16 protein-coding genes are annotated in these 16,170 nt (G+C 62.5%); 6 read left to right on the forward strand and 10 right to left on the reverse strand.

The window, feature by feature from the left end:
• Positions 1-7 precede the first annotated feature (7 nt).
• The 3 genes from ACZ9HU_RS16970 to ACZ9HU_RS16980 form a co-directional block, all read right to left on the reverse strand.
• Positions 8-1,165 (reverse strand): thiolase family protein, encoded by a 1,158-nt coding sequence (locus ACZ9HU_RS16970; RefSeq protein ID WP_476106672.1) that lies wholly within the window; start codon positions 1,163-1,165, stop codon positions 8-10.
• Positions 1,162-1,506: a Zn-ribbon domain-containing OB-fold protein gene (locus tag ACZ9HU_RS16975; RefSeq protein ID WP_476106673.1), complete on the reverse strand. Its 345-nt coding sequence runs from the start codon at positions 1,504-1,506 to the stop codon at positions 1,162-1,164. Before ACZ9HU_RS16975 ends, ACZ9HU_RS16970 begins: the two co-directional genes overlap by 4 nt.
• A gap of 243 nt (positions 1,507-1,749) precedes the next feature.
• Entirely contained in the window at positions 1,750-2,520 is a 771-nt protein-coding gene (locus ACZ9HU_RS16980) for a helix-turn-helix transcriptional regulator (protein ID WP_476106720.1), read from the reverse strand.
• A gap of 115 nt (positions 2,521-2,635) precedes the next feature.
• Here ACZ9HU_RS16980 and ACZ9HU_RS16985 point away from each other — a divergent pair, with 115 nt between their 5' ends.
• Positions 2,636-3,706: an acyl-CoA dehydrogenase family protein gene (locus ACZ9HU_RS16985; RefSeq protein WP_476106675.1), complete on the forward strand. Its 1,071-nt coding sequence runs from the start codon at positions 2,636-2,638 to the stop codon at positions 3,704-3,706.
• 40 nt (positions 3,707-3,746) lie between these two features.
• On the opposite strand, the gene ACZ9HU_RS16990 is transcribed toward ACZ9HU_RS16985, so the two are convergent.
• Complete coding sequence (locus ACZ9HU_RS16990) at positions 3,747-4,517, reverse strand: ThuA domain-containing protein (RefSeq protein ID WP_476106677.1); 771 nt, start codon at positions 4,515-4,517, stop codon at positions 3,747-3,749.
• Positions 4,514-5,965 (reverse strand): aromatic ring-hydroxylating oxygenase subunit alpha, encoded by a 1,452-nt coding sequence (locus ACZ9HU_RS16995; RefSeq protein ID WP_476106678.1) that lies wholly within the window; start codon positions 5,963-5,965, stop codon positions 4,514-4,516. Before ACZ9HU_RS16995 ends, ACZ9HU_RS16990 begins: the two co-directional genes overlap by 4 nt.
• Before the next feature lie 173 nt (positions 5,966-6,138).
• On the opposite strand from ACZ9HU_RS16995, the gene ACZ9HU_RS17000 reads away from it, so the two are divergent.
• The 3 genes from ACZ9HU_RS17000 to ACZ9HU_RS17010 are packed head-to-tail and all read left to right on the forward strand — an operon-like array spanning position 6,139 to position 8,510.
• A complete protein-coding gene (locus ACZ9HU_RS17000; protein WP_476106679.1) occupies positions 6,139-6,918 on the forward strand; it encodes an SDR family NAD(P)-dependent oxidoreductase in 780 nt (259 codons plus the stop codon).
• Positions 6,919-6,920: 2 nt separating this feature from the next.
• A complete protein-coding gene (locus ACZ9HU_RS17005; RefSeq protein ID WP_476106681.1) occupies positions 6,921-7,724 on the forward strand; it encodes an SDR family NAD(P)-dependent oxidoreductase in 804 nt (267 codons plus the stop codon).
• A gap of 9 nt (positions 7,725-7,733) precedes the next feature.
• Positions 7,734-8,510 carry an SDR family NAD(P)-dependent oxidoreductase gene (locus ACZ9HU_RS17010; protein ID WP_476106682.1) on the forward strand — a complete coding sequence of 259 codons (777 nt, stop codon included), beginning with the start codon at positions 7,734-7,736 and terminating at the stop codon, positions 8,508-8,510.
• Between the two features lie 39 nt (positions 8,511-8,549).
• Here the strand turns inward: ACZ9HU_RS17010 and ACZ9HU_RS17015 are convergent, their stop codons facing one another.
• The 3 genes from ACZ9HU_RS17015 to ACZ9HU_RS17025 are packed head-to-tail and all read right to left on the reverse strand — an operon-like array spanning position 8,550 to position 11,533.
• Entirely contained in the window at positions 8,550-8,981 is a 432-nt protein-coding gene (locus tag ACZ9HU_RS17015; protein WP_476106683.1) for a nuclear transport factor 2 family protein, read from the reverse strand.
• Complete coding sequence (locus ACZ9HU_RS17020; protein ID WP_476106684.1) at positions 8,978-10,300, reverse strand: aromatic ring-hydroxylating oxygenase subunit alpha; 1,323 nt, start codon at positions 10,298-10,300, stop codon at positions 8,978-8,980. The genes ACZ9HU_RS17015 and ACZ9HU_RS17020 overlap by 4 nt, the downstream gene beginning before the upstream one ends.
• 39 nt (positions 10,301-10,339) lie before the next feature.
• Positions 10,340-11,533, reverse strand: coding sequence for an aromatic ring-hydroxylating oxygenase subunit alpha (locus ACZ9HU_RS17025; RefSeq protein ID WP_476106685.1), 1,194 nt, complete (start codon positions 11,531-11,533; stop codon positions 10,340-10,342).
• Positions 11,534-11,689: 156 nt separating this feature from the next.
• Here ACZ9HU_RS17025 and ACZ9HU_RS17030 point away from each other — a divergent pair, with 156 nt between their 5' ends.
• The gene (locus ACZ9HU_RS17030) at positions 11,690-13,324 is read left to right on the forward strand and encodes an AMP-binding protein (RefSeq protein ID WP_476106686.1); all 1,635 of its coding nucleotides are present in this window, start codon (positions 11,690-11,692) and stop codon (positions 13,322-13,324) included.
• Positions 13,325-13,345: 21 nt separating this feature from the next.
• Here ACZ9HU_RS17030 and ACZ9HU_RS17035 read toward each other — a convergent pair whose 3' ends face one another.
• Positions 13,346-14,149: an SDR family NAD(P)-dependent oxidoreductase gene (locus ACZ9HU_RS17035; RefSeq protein WP_476106687.1), complete on the reverse strand. Its 804-nt coding sequence runs from the start codon at positions 14,147-14,149 to the stop codon at positions 13,346-13,348.
• A 152-nt stretch (positions 14,150-14,301) separates the two neighbouring features.
• On the opposite strand from ACZ9HU_RS17035, the gene ACZ9HU_RS17040 reads away from it, so the two are divergent.
• Positions 14,302-15,063, forward strand: a complete 762-nt coding sequence (locus ACZ9HU_RS17040) for an SDR family NAD(P)-dependent oxidoreductase (protein WP_476106689.1) — start codon at positions 14,302-14,304, stop codon at positions 15,061-15,063.
• Between the two features lie 40 nt (positions 15,064-15,103).
• On the opposite strand, the gene ACZ9HU_RS17045 is transcribed toward ACZ9HU_RS17040, so the two are convergent.
• A complete protein-coding gene (locus ACZ9HU_RS17045) occupies positions 15,104-16,123 on the reverse strand; it encodes an NADP-dependent oxidoreductase (protein WP_476106690.1) in 1,020 nt (339 codons plus the stop codon).
• Positions 16,124-16,170: the final 47 nt, after the last annotated feature.

The raw sequence follows: 16,170 nt of genomic DNA on the forward strand, positions 1-16,170 counted from the left end.
CCCCAATCTACGTGTGCAAAATGGTGACGGCGGAAACGCCGGGGGCGCCATAGACATGGCTATAGGCGGTGCGGGGCGCGGCGGGGACTTGTCGTCCGCCGCCCACCCCGCGCAACTGGACGACATTTTCATAGACCTGACGCAGGCCCGAGGCGCCGATCGGTTCGCCGCAGGCAAGGCAGCCGCCATCGGTGTTGATCGGCAGCGTGCCGCCGATGGCGGTGCGTCCCTCGGCGATCCATTGTTCCTGATCGCCATCGGCGCAAAAGCCGTTTTCGGCCATATGCATGATTTCGGCCCCCGCCTCTGTGTCCTGCAATTGGGCCACGTTGATTTCGCCCGGCCCGATGCCCGCCTTTTCAAACGCTGCGGCAGAGGCGAGGCGGGTGGCGGTGTTGACCCCGCCGCCGATCTCGATGCTGGGGGCAAAGACCTCGAAGCTGCCCGGAGGGCGCGTGCGCATGGTGGCGGCGGCCAGATGGATCGGTTTGATGCCCAGTTCCCGCGCCTTCTTCTCGCTGGCCAGCAGCAGCGCCACCCCGCCTTCGCCGGGCGAACAGAACATATATTTGGTGAAAGGGTCCGAGACCATCGGCGCATTCAGGATCGTGTCGAGCGCCACCTCCTCGCGCCGCCATGCGTGCGGGGCATGCACCCCATTGGCAAAGGCCTTTTGCGCTACCAGCCCCAGCGTGCGCCGGCTGATGCCATGCAGATGCATGTAACGCATGATCTTGGCGGCAAAGAATTGGGTCGTCACCATATAACCCGCCGCGCCATACCATTCGGGCAGGTTATATTCGGCGGGCATCGCGTTGAACGCCCCACGCGGATGCTTGTCAAAGCCCACCGCCAGCCCAAGTTCGAATTCGCCCGAGCGAATGGCCATTTGCGCGGAAAACAGCGCCGATCCGCCGGTGGCGCAGCCGTTTTTGACATTGATGAATTGCACGCCCGTCAGGCCAAGGCGATCCACCATCGTGTCGGGATTGCCCGCCGCATCCGATCCGCCATAGGCGAATTGGACATCGCCCCAGCCCACGCCCGCATCGGCCAGCGCGGCGCGCACCGCATAGGCGCCCTGATCCAGCCCTGAGGCGCCATCGGTGCGGCCAAAGGGGTGAATGCCGATGCCGATGATGCAGACATTGGTGGCCGCGCTCATTGGCCATCCTCCGCCACCGGGCGAAAGGCGGGCAGCCAGACGGGCGCGAATGCTGCGGGATCGAGCGCCACCTTGGTCAGTTCCAGCGCCATGCCGATGCGGATGGCATCAAATTCGACATCGACCAGCCGCGCCTCGACAATCACCGCACCGGGCAATTCGACATAGGCCAGCGCCCAAGGCTCAAACGACTCCGGCCCGGCATAGGGCGGCGATTTGGGACGGAACCGCTGCACCGTATAGGACCAGAGCGTCCCGCGCGAAGGCAGCGCCACCGCATCAAACCCGTCGCCGGGATGAGGAAACGTGATCCGCCCGCTCTGCCGATGGCGTCCTCCCATCAGATGCAGCGGGGCATCCGGCATAAACAGGGCTGCGTCGGCTGACAGGGTGGCTCTCCTCTTTGTTCCCGTGATTCCTTATGGCTTGATAAAGCGCGCCGATGCGCCCGCTGGCGACTCTTCAAAACGCTAGGCTGATACAGTTTACAGGCCCGATTGGTCGCTTGGGTGCGGACACAAACGCGTTTGGCCCCACGACCGCCGCGGCGTGGGGCGCAAAACTTGGCCATATGGGCGCGGCCATTACTTGTGCAGCGAAATATAGCCCAATTGCGCGGCCTTGAAGACCGTTTGGCTGCGATTGACCGCGTCCAGCTTGATCGAGGCATTATGGATATGAAACCGCACCGTGGCGCGGCTGCGGCCGATAATCATGCTGATTTCCAGATCGGTCTTGCCGATCGCGGCCCAGCGCAGGCATTCCACCTCGCGTTTTGACAGGCGTGAGGTGGCGGGCAAAGCCTGCGCCAGCCCCATTGTGTTGACATAGCTGGCGATGAAGGTTCGGCCCAGCAGGCCGAAGATGTCACCATAGCGTTCAAACATGTCGGCAAGGTCGGTGATCGACTGGTCGAGCGGGTTGAACGAAACCGCGCCGATCTGGCCAAAGGGCAGATGGACCGGCACGACAATCGCGGCCTTGGTCATCGCACGGGCTTCAAAATTGCTCAGATCAATGGCGCTCAGATATCGGTTGGCCTGCCTTGTCCGAAATCCTTTCTCATTCAGCCAGAAAGGTTCGCTCTCGAAACGGCACGCCGAGGTGATCGGCGAATCCAGCGCGATGCGCGGATTGCGCCACCACGCCTTTTCGCTGGTCCAGCCGAACACATCGCGGGCCAACACGTTGCCCTCGGTATCCACCGGGGTGCGCTTGTCGGCAATGCTGTGGGCCGGGGCGACCTGCATCCCGCAATCCAGCGCGATGCGGTTGAGCGCTTCGGCGGCGGGTCGGATCTGGTCGGGCGATGCGATTCGCACGGCGTCAACCCATTCAAGACTTGGGGCATCCATCTCCAGTACCATTTCGCTTTGCCTTCTTTTGTTCTGGCGTTGAGGCTTCCTAGCCTTTTTCGCAGCGTTTTTGGCCTGACGGTAGTGCTAGATTATCGGCCAAGGGAGCAAAACTGTGAATTTCGATCTCAGCGAAGAAGAAACGATGCTTGAGGCTCTGGCCGACCGTTTTGCCGCGGAGCGCTATGACATCGAGCGGCGACGGACCTATCAGGCGCAAACCTATGGTTTCAGTCAGGAAAACTGGGACATGATGGGCGAATTTGGCCTGATGGCGGCCCCCATTGCGCCCGAACATGGCGGGCTGGGATTGACCGCCGGGGCGATGGTCACGCTGTTCATGGCGCTGGGCCGGGGGCTGGTGGTCGAACCTTTGTGCGAAAGCGTGCTGGTGGGGTCGCGCCTGTTGCTGGGCGGCGCTGACGAGTCGCTGGCGGGGCAATGGGCCGATGATCTGTGCAGCGGCCGCCGCCGCGTCGCGCTGGCCCATAGCGAGCGCGCCACGCGCGGCGTTGCGGCCAGCGCCAAGGCCATGCGGATCAGCGGCGAAAAGCATTGTGTGCCCGCAGGACTTGGCGCCGATGCCTATATCGTCAGCGCGGTCGGGGATCAGGGCGTCGAACTCTATCTGGTGGCCGCCGATGCGCCGGGCCTGTCGATCACGCCGTGGCGGATGATTGATGGCAGTCTGGCCGCGCTGCTGCGTTTTGACGATGTGCCCGCCAGCCATCAGCTTATCGGCGGGCTGGGCCTGCTCGATGCGATCATGCCGCTGGCCGATCTGGCGCGCGCCGCCGAGGCGGTGGGGGTGATGCAGCGGATCTTTGATGAATCGCTGGAATATCTGCGCACCCGCAGCCAGTTCAACACCGCGCTGGGCCGGTTTCAGGCGATCCAGCACCGGATGGTCGCCCATTATGCCGCTCTGGAGCAGAGCAAGGCGCTGATCAATTCCGCGTTGGTGGCCGAAGGACAGGCCGGATTTGCCCAGGCCGTCCACGGCGCGCGGGCCTTTATCAGCCAGGTCTCGGTGGAACTGGGGCACGATATGATCCAGTTCCATGGCGGCATGGGCGTGACCGATGAACTCTCGATCGGCCATGGGCATAAGCGGCTGGTGCTGCTCTCGCGCTGGCCCGAAGATCCGCTGGCCCAGCTTGACCGTTACGCGCAGGAAGCGGCCTGAAACAAAACCCCGGTGAGGAGGGCCTCACCGGGGTTTTCGATTATGCGGAGAGCGGTTCCTTCAACCAGCCCAGCCCGCGCCGCAGCAGATCATGGAACACCGGCAGATCCCATGCGCAGCGATCCACGCTTGGCCACCAGTCGAGCATCGGTTGCAGATCATAATGCCCCCGGCAATGGCCCAGCGTCAGGTAAAGCACCGCGCCCTTGCCGTGATCCTTGATGTAAAACACCGGATGGCGCCCCGGCGCGCTGTCCCCCTCGACAAAGCCGGTGCCCGGCTGGGTGCAGCATGTGTCGAGCAGGACATGCAGATCGCCGTGGGTTTCCAGATGGTATAGCTCGTCCGTCGTCTCGAACGGCTCCACCCCGGCCACCAGAGGGTGGGTGGGATCGGCCACCTCGACAAGGTAGGGCGCGATGGGCGGGTGGCTGATGAACTGGCCGCCCAGCAGGTCCATGAACAGCGGCGCCCAGCGCGGGGCGTCCCAAAGCCCCGCACCCGGCCCGTCGGACAGAAGCCGCAGCACCGAATTGGTGCCATGCAGCGCATACCAGCGCCCACCGCGCTCCAGCCATGCTTTCAACGTCTCTTGCGCGGCCAGCGAGGGCGTGACATCGCAAGTATAGGTGATGATGATGTCGGCAGCCTCGATGGCGGCGATATTCTCATAATCTTCAAACACGCGTGTGCGGATGGCGGGATCTTCGCCCAGCAGCTTGAGCAGTTCAAGCCGGGCAAAGTCCATGTCGTGCCACACCCCGCCACAGATCAGCACGCAATTGACGCGCTTTGGATGCGTCTCGCTCATGCGCCCGCCCCATCGCTGCCTTCGGGAATGCCCAGATATTTGTCCAGCGTCTGCTGAAACTGGCGCAGGCGGATTTCCTGATAATTGCCCAGATTGACGATGCCGTTTTTGGACGCATGCAGCCCTTCCTGAACAAAGGGCAGGTTGTCCATATCCTGCTCAAACACATCGCCCAGAATGCCCAGTTCGGGAGCCTCGGTCCATTTCTGGTCAAGCCGCAGGAATTTCATCGGCACGCCGCGCGGATGTTTCTCGCCTTTTTTTACACGCATCAGGATGCGGACCTCCATGATGCAGGTGTCGGGCGTTTTTCCAGGGCGCCAGCGATAGACGATGTTGGGCATGAACCCGCCCCAAGGCGCGAAATTGGGGAACACATTATACACCAGCGCGTCGAGCAATTCGGCATCGGTGGCGTCGGAATGGTCATAGCCGGTCTGGGCGGTATAGGCCGCGCGCATCTTGGCGCCCAGCGCCTGACGCGCGCTCATGCCTTCGGGGACCGCGACGTAATAGGGATCGCCGCCCGCGTCATAATTGTCGCCGCTGCGCCCGTTATATTTGACGAATTCGTCCACGATCCACTGCTGGTTGTGGGCGCTGGGGTCCAGATGGGGCGACATGATGCCAAAGGGCACCAGATTGACGTTCACATGATCGCCCCATGTCCAATAGGCGCTGTTGCAATCGCCGGTGAAGGGCAAAAGCTGGGGATGGGTGACGATGGTGTGCCATGCCTCCATAAAGGCTTCGGCGGTCACTTTCCAATTGGCGGGCACTTCCTTGCTCACCCACATGACGGTGGTGCATTCCTCGTGCCGCCAGCGCTTGAAATGTTCGGGCAGGGGGGCGAGGTATTCCTCAAGGCTCTGCCCGCCCGGCTCTTCGCGCAGGAAGATATAGCCGCCCCACTGGCCCACCTCGACCGGGGGCAGCGACAGGTTGGCCTCCTCCAGATGGGCGAAATCCCATTTGCAGGGCATGTGGTTGAAACTGCCGTCTTTGTTCCAGGCAAAGCCGTGGAAGGGGCAGACGAAGCGGTCGGCATGGCCGTCTTCGGTCCGCAATTTGCGGCCGCGATGCAGGCAGACATTGTGCATGGCCCGCACCGATCCATCATCCTGACGTGAAATCAGGAAAGAGCGACCCGCGTTTTCATAGACCACATAATCGCCCGCCTCGGGCAGATCCTCCTCGCGCGCGGCAAATTGCCAGACGCGGGGCCACATACGCTCGCGCTCTAATCGGGCAAAATCCTCGCTGGTATAGCGCGCGGCGGCCAAGGGCTTGCTGCCCCGGTTCTGATAGGATGGCGTGGTCAGCACATTGGGCGCGGGCCGCGAATCCTGCGCCATCAGTTCCAGCCAGCTTATCCCCTCGGACACCGGCAAGCCGCAGCTTTCGGGGGTCGGTTTGATGCGTGTGGTGGTGGGGTCGCTGTCCGCCATGGGTGGTGTGCCGTCCTGTCCTCTCGTGCCGGGTCGAGGGCGCCCGGCTGTTATGCCGATCATGGTCTATTATGGTCGGCAGGGGCAAGTCACCTTGCTGAAAGCATAGGTTTCGTTCGCGCGTTAATCGGGCATGATGGGGCCTAAGAGCATAAATCCTAGGAGAGCGATCAGTGGCCAGCAGGCTGGAAGGAAAAGTTGCGCTTGTGACGGGCGGCACCAGCGGGATCGGCGCAGGCGCGGTGCGGCGTCTGGCCGCCGAAGGAGCCAAAGTGGTCTTCACCGGATCAAAGGCCGACATTGGCGAGGCGCTGGCGGGCGAGGTTGGCGGAATGTTCGTCAGCCACCGGGTCGAGGATGCCGACGCATGGCCCGCGCTGATCGACGCGGTGCTGGGGGCCTATGGGCGGCTCGACATCGCCTTTGCCAATGCGGGCACCGAACAGGGCGACGCCAGCATCGAGGATGTCTCCATCGAGGCATGGAGCAGGCTGGTCGGGATCAACCAGACCGGCGTGATGCTGACCGTACAACATGCGATCCGCGCGATGACGAAAAATGAGGGTGCAACCGGCTCGATCATCATCAATTCCAGCATGAATGCCGCGCGGCCCCTTGGCAATTACGTCACCTATTCGACGACGAAGGCGGCGGTGGTGGCCTTGGCCAAATCGGCGGCGGTCTATTGCGGGCAAAAGAAATACCGCATCCGCGTCAATGCCATCCTGCCCGGCGTGGTGGAAACCGACCTCATCCGCAACATCATGGAAAGCATGCCCGATCCCGCCGCTGTGCGCGCAATCTATGAAGGCATGGCGCCTCTGAACCGCATGGCGCGGGTCGAGGAAGTGGCGGGCCTTGTGGCCTATCTGGCCAGCGACGAGGCCGCCTTTGTTTCGGGCGCAGAAATCACAATCGATGGCGCCACCACCGCCGGCATGATGGGAGTTTGACGATGGGTAAGCTGGATGGACGCGTTGCGCTGGTCACGGGCGGGTTGCGGGGCATAGGCCTTGCCATTGCGACGCGGTTCGTGGCCGAAGGGGCGCAGGTTCTGCTGGCCGATCTTGATGCGCAGGGCAGCGAGGCGGTGGGTGCCGCCTTAGAAGGGCTGGGTGATCGAGCCGCCTATATCAGCGCCAATGTCACCGATGAAGCATCGTGGCAGGGCATCGCCGAGCATATGCGCAGCGCGTATGGCGCGGCGCATATTCTGGTCAACAATGCCGGGATTGATTTGACGGGGGCGGTTGAAACGCTCAGCCTTGAAGCATGGAGGCGGATCATGGCGGTCAATGTCGACGGGGTGTTTTTGGGCACGCGCGCGCTGGTGCCGTTGATGGCGCAGAGCGGGGCCGATGTCGCGGGCGGGGCCAGCATCATCAATGTCAGCTCGATCATGGGGATCGTCGGCTATTCCGAAGTCTCGGCCTATAATGCCAGCAAGGGCGCGGTGCGTCTGTTCACCAAGGGCATCGCGATTGAATTTGCCACCAAGCGCATGCCGATCCGCGCCAATTCGCTCCATCCCGGCTTTGTCAAAACGCCTTTGCTCAACGCCGGGTTTCAGCGTTGGGTGGACAAGGGTTTTGCCCAAAAGCCGGAAGATCTGGTGGCCGCGATGGAGGGGGCAACGCCGATCGGCCGTCTGGCCGAACCATCGGAACTGGCCGGACCAGCGGTGTTTCTGGCCAGCGAAGACGCCAGCTATGTGACGGGGGCCGAACTGGTGGTCGATGGCGGCTGGACCGCGCAATAGGAGGTCGTGATGAGCATTTCGTTGAACAATGTGGTGGCCGTGGTGACGGGGGCGCGCGGCGGCATCGGGCGCGAAGTGGTGCGCGCGATGAAGGAGGCGGGGGCAACGGTGGTGGCCACCGATATGTCCGCGCCCGGCGATGTCGGGGCCGATCATGCGCTGGCCCATGATGTGACCAATGTGGACGATTGGCAGGCGGTGGCCGATCTGGTGGGGTGCGAATATGGCCGTCTCGATGCGCTGGTCAATGTGGCCGCGATCAGCATTGTTGCCAGCATCGAGGAAACCCCGCTGGAGGAATGGCGGCGCATCCATCAGGTGAATGTGGAAAGCGTGATCGTGGGCGTGCAGACACTGCTGCCTTTGCTGAAAGAAGGCGGCAAGGCGCGGGCCAGCGGTGCCTCGATTGTCAATTTTTCCAGCGTGGGCGGCATCAAGGGCGCGCCCTTTAACGGGGCCTATTGCACCAGCAAGGCGGCGGTCAAAATGCTCTCCAAGTGCATGGGCGCCGAATTCGCGGCCCTTGGCTACAACATCCGCGCCAACAGCGTGCATCCCGGCGGGATTGACACGCCGATGTTGCAATCCATTATGCAGCGCTATGTCGATCTGGGCGCGGTGCCGTCGATCGAGGCCTCGATGCAGGGCGTGGTGGCGGCCCATCCCATCGGGCGGTTGGGGCGGCCCGAAGAGATGGCGGGCGGGGTGGTCTATCTCTGCTCTGACGCGGCCAGTTTCGTGACATGCAGCGAGTTCATGATGGATGGCGGGTATTGCATGAGTTAGAAATTAGGCCCGGCGGAGCGATCCGACCGGGCCTTTTCTTCACCCCTGCGGCGTGACAACCGGGGGCAGCAGCATGGCCATGCCAAGCCGCGCGATCAGCCATCCATTGCCCCGCCTCACCAGATCAAACGCATAGCGCGCCTTGACCTCCAGCAGATTGCCGTCCTTGCCCAGGCTGAAGGCATGGCCATAGGCCTGAACCTGGGCGGCCCCTGCGGCGTCATAAGCGGTGACCACGATATTGCTGATGAAATGGGCGTTTTGCGCCATGCCGGCAAAGGCATTGACGAAAAAAGCGCGTACCCCGTCGCGCCCCGCAATTTCGCCCATGCCCAAGGCCGTCAGGTCATAGACGCCGTCGGGCGCGAAGAGCGCGGCCACGCCATCGGCATCGCCAATCCGGTCAACCGCCAGCGCATAGGCGTTGACCAGATCAGCGATGGCGAAACGTTCGGCAGGGGGGCAGGTCATCGGCGGCCCTCGACATAGTCATTGAGCAATTCGTGAAAGCGCTGGATGCGCTTTTCCTGCGCGGGCAAGAAACAACCCTTAAAGCCGCGCGAATTAAGGCCCTGCTGCTGGGTCGTGCCGATTGAGAGATCCTGATCCGCGACAAAGCCCAGCGAGACGCCGTCCCCATAGGTGCTGTGGCGCACCACCGCGTCATGGCGCAGGGGAACGGTGCCGATCGGCGTGACGACTTCCTTCATGCCCTTGATGGGCGGCATCAGCACCCAATGCTGGAAAATACACTTTTCCGGGTCGGTGGGATGCGGCTCTGTGCGCAGGACCTGCAACTGTTCGGGCGACATGGTCAGCGTCAGATTGGGGAACAGCGTACAGTGGAAATAGTCCACCAATTGCTGATCGGTCATGTCGGCATACATCGTATAGCCGCGTTCCGGGCCAAGGCGGCGTTTCGCCTCGATCACGGCGGCGCGGATATCGCCGGTGTGGCCGTTGTAATCGGCCGGGTCGATGCCCCATGCCCGCGCAATATCGTCGAGCGGGGCTGGCACTTCGGCGCTGTGATAATCGGCGCGGGTGGTGGCCTGATGACCGATCATCCACATCGAATTGTGCCCGCTCTCATACATTTCGAACAAGGTGGTGGGCAGGCCATCGTTGATGAAAGTGGCCAGTTCGGGATGGATGGTGGGCAGGTGATAGCTCTCGTTGAAATTGTCGCGGATGATTTTCCAATTGAAATTGGCATCGCAGGACAGTTTGAGCACCCGCACCCAATTGTCGAGGCCGTAATTGGCCAGACGGTCCTGCAAGGGTGCCATCCATTCGCGTAAGGGTGGGACGTCATCGTCCATGCACCAGAACACGAAAGGCCCCCAAGTCTCGCAGCGCAAAGATGAAAGGTGAACCTTGCCGCAGGGATTGCCATCGGGGAAGTCATCGGGGTCCTGCACCTTGGCCAACACGCCGTCGGGGGTGAATTGCCACCCGTGATAGCCGCAGGTGATGCGCGGCATATGCCCGGCATCGCCCAGCACCAGCCGGTTGCCGCGATGCGGGCACGAGTTGTAAAAGGCGCGGATCGTGTCATCACCCTGACGGACCATGATGACCGATTCCTTGCCGAAATCGTGGCGGATAAAGTCGCCCTCTTCCTCCAGCTCGGCCAACATGCCGCCAAGGTGCCAGACCTTGGGCCAGAGGTTGGCGTGTTCCTTTTTCATCCATTCGGGCGAGATATAGCGATCCGCCGTGATCGTATCGCCGCGCACGGCCACATCGAATTCGGGCGAATAGCGCGACTTGTTTTCATGAAGCGTCATGGGATGGTTTGTTCCGTTTCCTGGGCCGTGGCGCGTGGGTCACATCACTGGTTCGGGCAGGGTCGGATCGTCCTGCAAATACCAATTGAGCCATTCGTGGAAATATTGGTTGCCCCGCTCGTTGCGGCCAAAGGTCAGATTGTCATGCGCGCCGCTTTCCAGACCTTTCTGGATCTCCATGCCGATGACGTAATCTTCCTGATAGGTTACATCGCGAAAGAAATTCATCATGCCCTCAACGCTTTCGCGGTCGGCATCGTCGCGCACGGGTTCGCGGCGCAGATAATGCAGGACGGTGCGGTTCCGGTCCGGCGTCGGCCCCGGAAAGAGCTGGGCGACCTGCGTGATTTCGGGGGCCAGAAAGGCCGAGACATTGGGGAACAGGATCCGCACAAAGTCGAAGCCATTGTTTTCCTGATCGCCCCATTGATCGCGGGGGACGTCTTTCAGCGCCTCGGCGATGCGATGCTGGGGAAAACCGATGCGCATCGAGGGGCCGAAACCTTCATAGAATGTGCGGTTGGACGGGGTGCGCGGCTCGATTGTGTTGGGGTGGAGCGAGGCGAAGTGATAGCCTTCGAGATAGCCGTCAAAGGCGATCTTCCAATTGGCCCCTTCAATCACACGGCTGCCCAGATAGGCCCAGTTGGCGAAATCGACCGCCTCGAAATCCTCAAGAAACCCCTGAAAATAGCGGTCGAGATCCATCGGCGCGTTGGGCGTGAGGCACACGAAGATCATGCCGCCCCGCTCCTCGCAGGGCAGGGCGCGCAAGGCCAACCCGGCCTTGTCCACATCGCCAAAGGTCGCACTTTCCGACAGGCCGATCAGCTTGCCGTCCTGACCATAGGTCCAGCCGTGATATTTGCAGGTGAAGCGCGCGCAATTGCCCCGCCCTTCCGATGCCACCGGCGCCCCCCGGTGCGAACAGACGTTGAGAAAGGCGCGCACCTTGCCCCCCTTGTCGCGGCTGATCAGCACGGGCAGGCCCATCGCCTCCATCGCCTTGTAATCCCCGGGCTTGGGCATTTCGGCGGTAAAGCCCAACATCAACGGCACGCGGCGGAAAATCAGCTCCATTTCCGCTTTCCACTGATCGGGGTCGGTATAGCTGGCTGTGCGCACCCTTGCGGTCGACTGGGCCTGATAGGTGGTTTTGTGTTCCACATAATCCAGCATGATTTCCGCAACATCGCCGATCCGCTGGCGGCGGTCCACCTTATGGGTGTTCATCAATCCTCTCCTCCCTCATGCGGGGTTTTCGGACATCAGACTGCCGCAGGCGCAAGGTGCTGCCAAGCTGGGACAGGTGACAGGTTCCTCACTCTTTTACCAAGTGGACAGGCCCGACGGGCGGATCCAAAAGACACCTAAATAAGAGAGAGGTTCATGGGCAATAGCGATCAGAATCCCCGACATTGGCCGGATATGCCCGCGCCGCATCAGCATGCGTTTGCGCGCCAAGGCCTGTGGCCGGACCGCACCATCGCCGATCGGGCGCAGGATTGGGCGCAGAGCCGCGCCGACGACATTTGCCTGATCGACCCGCACGGGGCGATGACCATGGCCGAGGTCTGGGCTGAGGCGATGGCACTGGCCTCGGCGTTGCGGGCAAGGGGGCTGGTGCGCGGTGATGTGGTGGCGTTCCAATTGCCCAACTGGCGCGAGGCGGCGGCGCTGAATATGGCGGCGGCGCTTTCGGGGCTGGTGCTGAACCCGATTGTGCCGATCTATCGCGATGCCGAAATGCGGATCATGCTGGGCGATTGCCGGGCGCGGGCGATCTTTGTGCCGCATACCTTCCGCAAGGTGGATTACCTTGCCATGGCCCGCCGGGTTCAGGCCGATCTGCCCGAACTGACACATATCTTTACCGTGCGGGGCGAGGGAGGCGATGATTACGCCGCGTTGATCGAGGCGGGCGCAGCTTTGCCCTCTGCCCGCGAAGCCATTGATCCCCAAAGCATCAGCATGGTGCTCTATACATCAGGCACCACGGGGCGGCCCAAAGGCGTGCTCCACAGCCATGCCACGCTTGGCCGCATCATCGAACAGAGCGCGGCCCATTGGGGGCTGGGCCGGGGCGATGTGATGTTGATGCCTTCGCCGGTGACGCATGTTTCGGGCTATGCCAATGGTCTGGCGATGCCCTTTGTCGTGGGCACGCAAACTGTGCTGATGGAAAGCTGGAATGCGGATGAGGCGCTGGCGCTGATCAACCGTCATCAGGTGGTGGGCACGGTGGCGGCAACGCCCTTTCTGGTCGAACTGGCCCAAGCGGCGCTGGCGGCGGGCGATAGGCTGCCCTCCTTGCGCTTCTTTGCCTGTGGCGGTGCGGCGGTCGCGCCCGAAGTCATCGCCCGCGCGCGCAGGGCCTTTGCCCATTGCGCCCCGTTCCGCGTTTTCGGCAGTTCCGAAGTGCCGCTGGTCACCTTTGGCTGGCCCGAAGATCCAGACCTTGCCGCCGCCACCGACGGGCGGATCGTTGATTATCTGGTGCGCATCGTGGACGAGGCGGGCCATGATTTGCCCGATGGACAGGAGGGCGAGATTTTGGCGCGGGGCCCGGCGATGATGGTGGGCTATGCCGATCCGGCCCAGACCGATGAGGCCATTGACGCGCAGGGCTATTTCCGTACCGGCGATCTGGGCCTGCGCGATGCGCGCGGCGGTTTGACCATCACCGGGCGCAAGAAAGACCTCATTATCCGTGGCGGCGAAAACATCTCGGCCACCGAGATCGAGCAGGTCTTGCTGACCCATCCCGCCGTTGCCGATTGCGCGGTGGTGGCCATGCCGCACCCGCGTCTTGGCGAAGGGGTTTGCGCCTATGTTGTCGTGCAGGGCGCAGCACAGGCCACGGAACTGGCCGAGCATGTCGCGCAAAGCGGGATGGCCAAGCAGAAGATACCCGAGCGTTTCGAAATGGTTGAAAGCCTGCCGCGCACCGCCTCGGGCAAGATCCGCAAAGACCAGTTGCGCGAGGATATCGCCCAGCGGATCGGGCAGGAGGCCGGGGGCTGAAACCTCCCCCGGCCTTGTCCCTCATCCCCCTGTTGCCGCCGCGATGGCTGCGCCCATTTCTTCGCGCGTGGGGTTGCGGCGCAGGGTCAGCCCGCCATTCACCTGAAGGTTCTCGCCGGTGATGAAACATTCGTCGCTGGCCAGAAAGACGGCGGCGGCGGCAATATCATCGCTGGTGCCGATCCGGCCCAGCGGATAGCCCGCCACGAAACAGTCAAACAGGCCCGGCACCGTCTTGGCATCCGCCGTCATCGGCGTTTCGGTCAGGCCCGGCGAAATCGAATTGGCCCGGATGCCCTCGATGCCAAATTCATGGGCGACACAGCGGATGACGTGATCAGTCCCCGCCTTGGTGCCCATATAGGCGGCGTGGTCGTTGAGCATGATTGTGGCGGTGGCGCTGCTGATCTGGATGATCGAGCCGCCACTGCCGCCCATGCTGCGCGCCATCTTGCGGATCATGGCCTGAAAGAATTGATAGGGGCCTATGTATTGCAGATCGGTCATCGCATCCAATTCCTCGCGCGTAGTGTCGAGGAAGGGTTTGAGCAGGCCCCAGCCGGTGGCGTTGACCGCAATATCCACGCCCCCCATCGCCGCCACGGCGGCATCGGCCATCTCGGCCAGGCTCTCGGCGCTGGTGATGTCGCAGGTGGCCCAGTGACACCCATTGGCCCCGGCAAATTCGGCCAGCACGCTCTCCTTGCGCCCCGCGACCATCACACTGGCACCCTCGTCCAGAAAGCGGCGGGCGATGTGCTGTCCCATGTTGCCTTCGCTGCTGGCGCCCAGAACGATGGCGCGCTTGCCTGTCAATCGGCCCATTTTATCCCCTCGCTTTGTCTTGGTTGCCCCTTGCTATCACACTGGCCTGTCCGCCATTCCTCTCCAAAAGGCGAGTGGCAGGCCGGGGGAGGGATGCGCAAGGTCACCCTGTCACCGGCGCTGCTGTGGCGCGGCAGAGAGGATTTACGAACATGGATCTGGGACTAAAGGGCAAAAAGGTCATTCTGACCGGGGGCAGCCGGGGTATTGGCCGCGCCAGCGTCGAATTGTTCGCCGCCGAAGGGGCCGATGTCGCCTTCTGTTCGCGCAACGCCGATCAGGTGGCCGAAACCGTCGCCAGCCTCGAAAAGCATGGCGGCAAGGTGTTTGGCTCGGCCTTTGACATGGAATCGGGCCATGACGCCTATCGTGCATGGCTGACCGGGGCGGCGAATGCTCTGGGCGGCTGCGACATATTTGTGCCGATGATTTCCACCAGCGGCGCGGGCGCGACCGGCGATTGGCAAAAGGGCCTTGATTACGACATCATGGGCGCCGTCATCGGGGTCGAGGTGCTTGAACCGCATCTGGCCGCATCGGGCGCGGGCAGCATCGTCATCACCGCCAGCACGGCGGGGCTGGAAACCTTTATCGTTCCGCAGGGCTATAATGCGCTCAAAGGCGCGTTGATCGTCTATGCCGGACAGCTCAGTCAGGCTCTGGGGCCGAAGGGCATCCGCGTGAATGCCGTCTCGCCCGGCCCGATCAAATTCCCCGGCGGCAATTGGGAGGCGATTGAGGGGATGATGCCCGAACTTCATGACGCAACACTGGCGCAATTCGCGCTGGGCCGTTGGGGCGGGCCAGAGGAAGTGGCGCGCGCCGTGGTGTTTCTGGCCAGCCCGGCGTCATCCTACACCACGGGCACCAACATCGTGGTCGATGGCGGCTATACCAAACGAATCCAGTTCTGACGGGGGGCGGGGCGATCACATCCGGGTGATCGCCCCGCCATCAATCGAGTTCCAGCACCAGTTTGCCGGTATTGGCCCCGGTGAACAGGCGCATGAAGGCATCATAGGCATTGTCCAGCCCGAACTGAATATCCTCGTCCACGCGCAATTTGCCCTCGGCAATCCATTGGGCGATTTGCGCGCCGCCCTCGGCAAAGCGGGGGACATAGGCGGCGATCAGAAAGCCCTTGATGGTGGCCTGTTTGACGATCACCTGCCACAGGTTGCGCATGCCGACTTTTTCGGCGCTGTTATACTCGCTGATAAGGCCGCAGAGCACAACGCGGGCATGCAGCGCGAGGTTGAGCATGGCGGCGTCCATCACTTCGCCGCCGACATTTTCAAACAGGATGTCAATGCCTTGCGGCGCAGCCTCGGTGATTTCCGCCGCGATTTGGGCCTGTGATTTGTCCTTGTAATCAATGGCCGCATCAAAGCCGTAATCGCGCACCAGACGGCGGCATTTTTCCGCGCCGCCCGCAATGCCGATCACCCGCATTCCCATGATCTTGCCGATCTGGCCCACCATCGAACCGACCGCACCGGCCGCGCCCGTCACCAGCAGCGTCTCGCCCACTTGGGGCTGTCCGGCATCCAGCAGTCCGAAATAGGCCGTCAGCCCAACCGCCCCCACCGCCGAAAGATAGCGCGATGGCCGGTCGACAATGCCCACATCGATCCGGCTGGTGAAGCCGCCGGGCAACACTATCGAGAAATCTTCAATCGCGTTGAGGCCCAGCACCCAGTCGCCGGGCGCAAAATCGGGATTGCGCGATTCCTCCACCACGCCAACGGTTGTCGCGCGCACCGGATCACCCAGCGCAATAGGCGGCATATAGCTGGGCGCGTCATCCATCCATCCGCGCTGGGCCGGATCGAGCGAAATGAAGCGGTTGCGCACCACCATGCCGCCTTCGGGCGCATGAGGCACCGCTTCGCGCACCAGTTGAAAATCATCGCGTGCAGGCGTGCCAAAGGGGCGCTTTACCAACAGAAATCGGCGGTTTTCAGTATTGGGCATGGGTCATCCTCTCTCTGGCGGGAATGTGAACCAAACGCGTCTGCATG

This window comes from Novosphingobium sp. Sphag1I, from assembly GCF_056279125.1.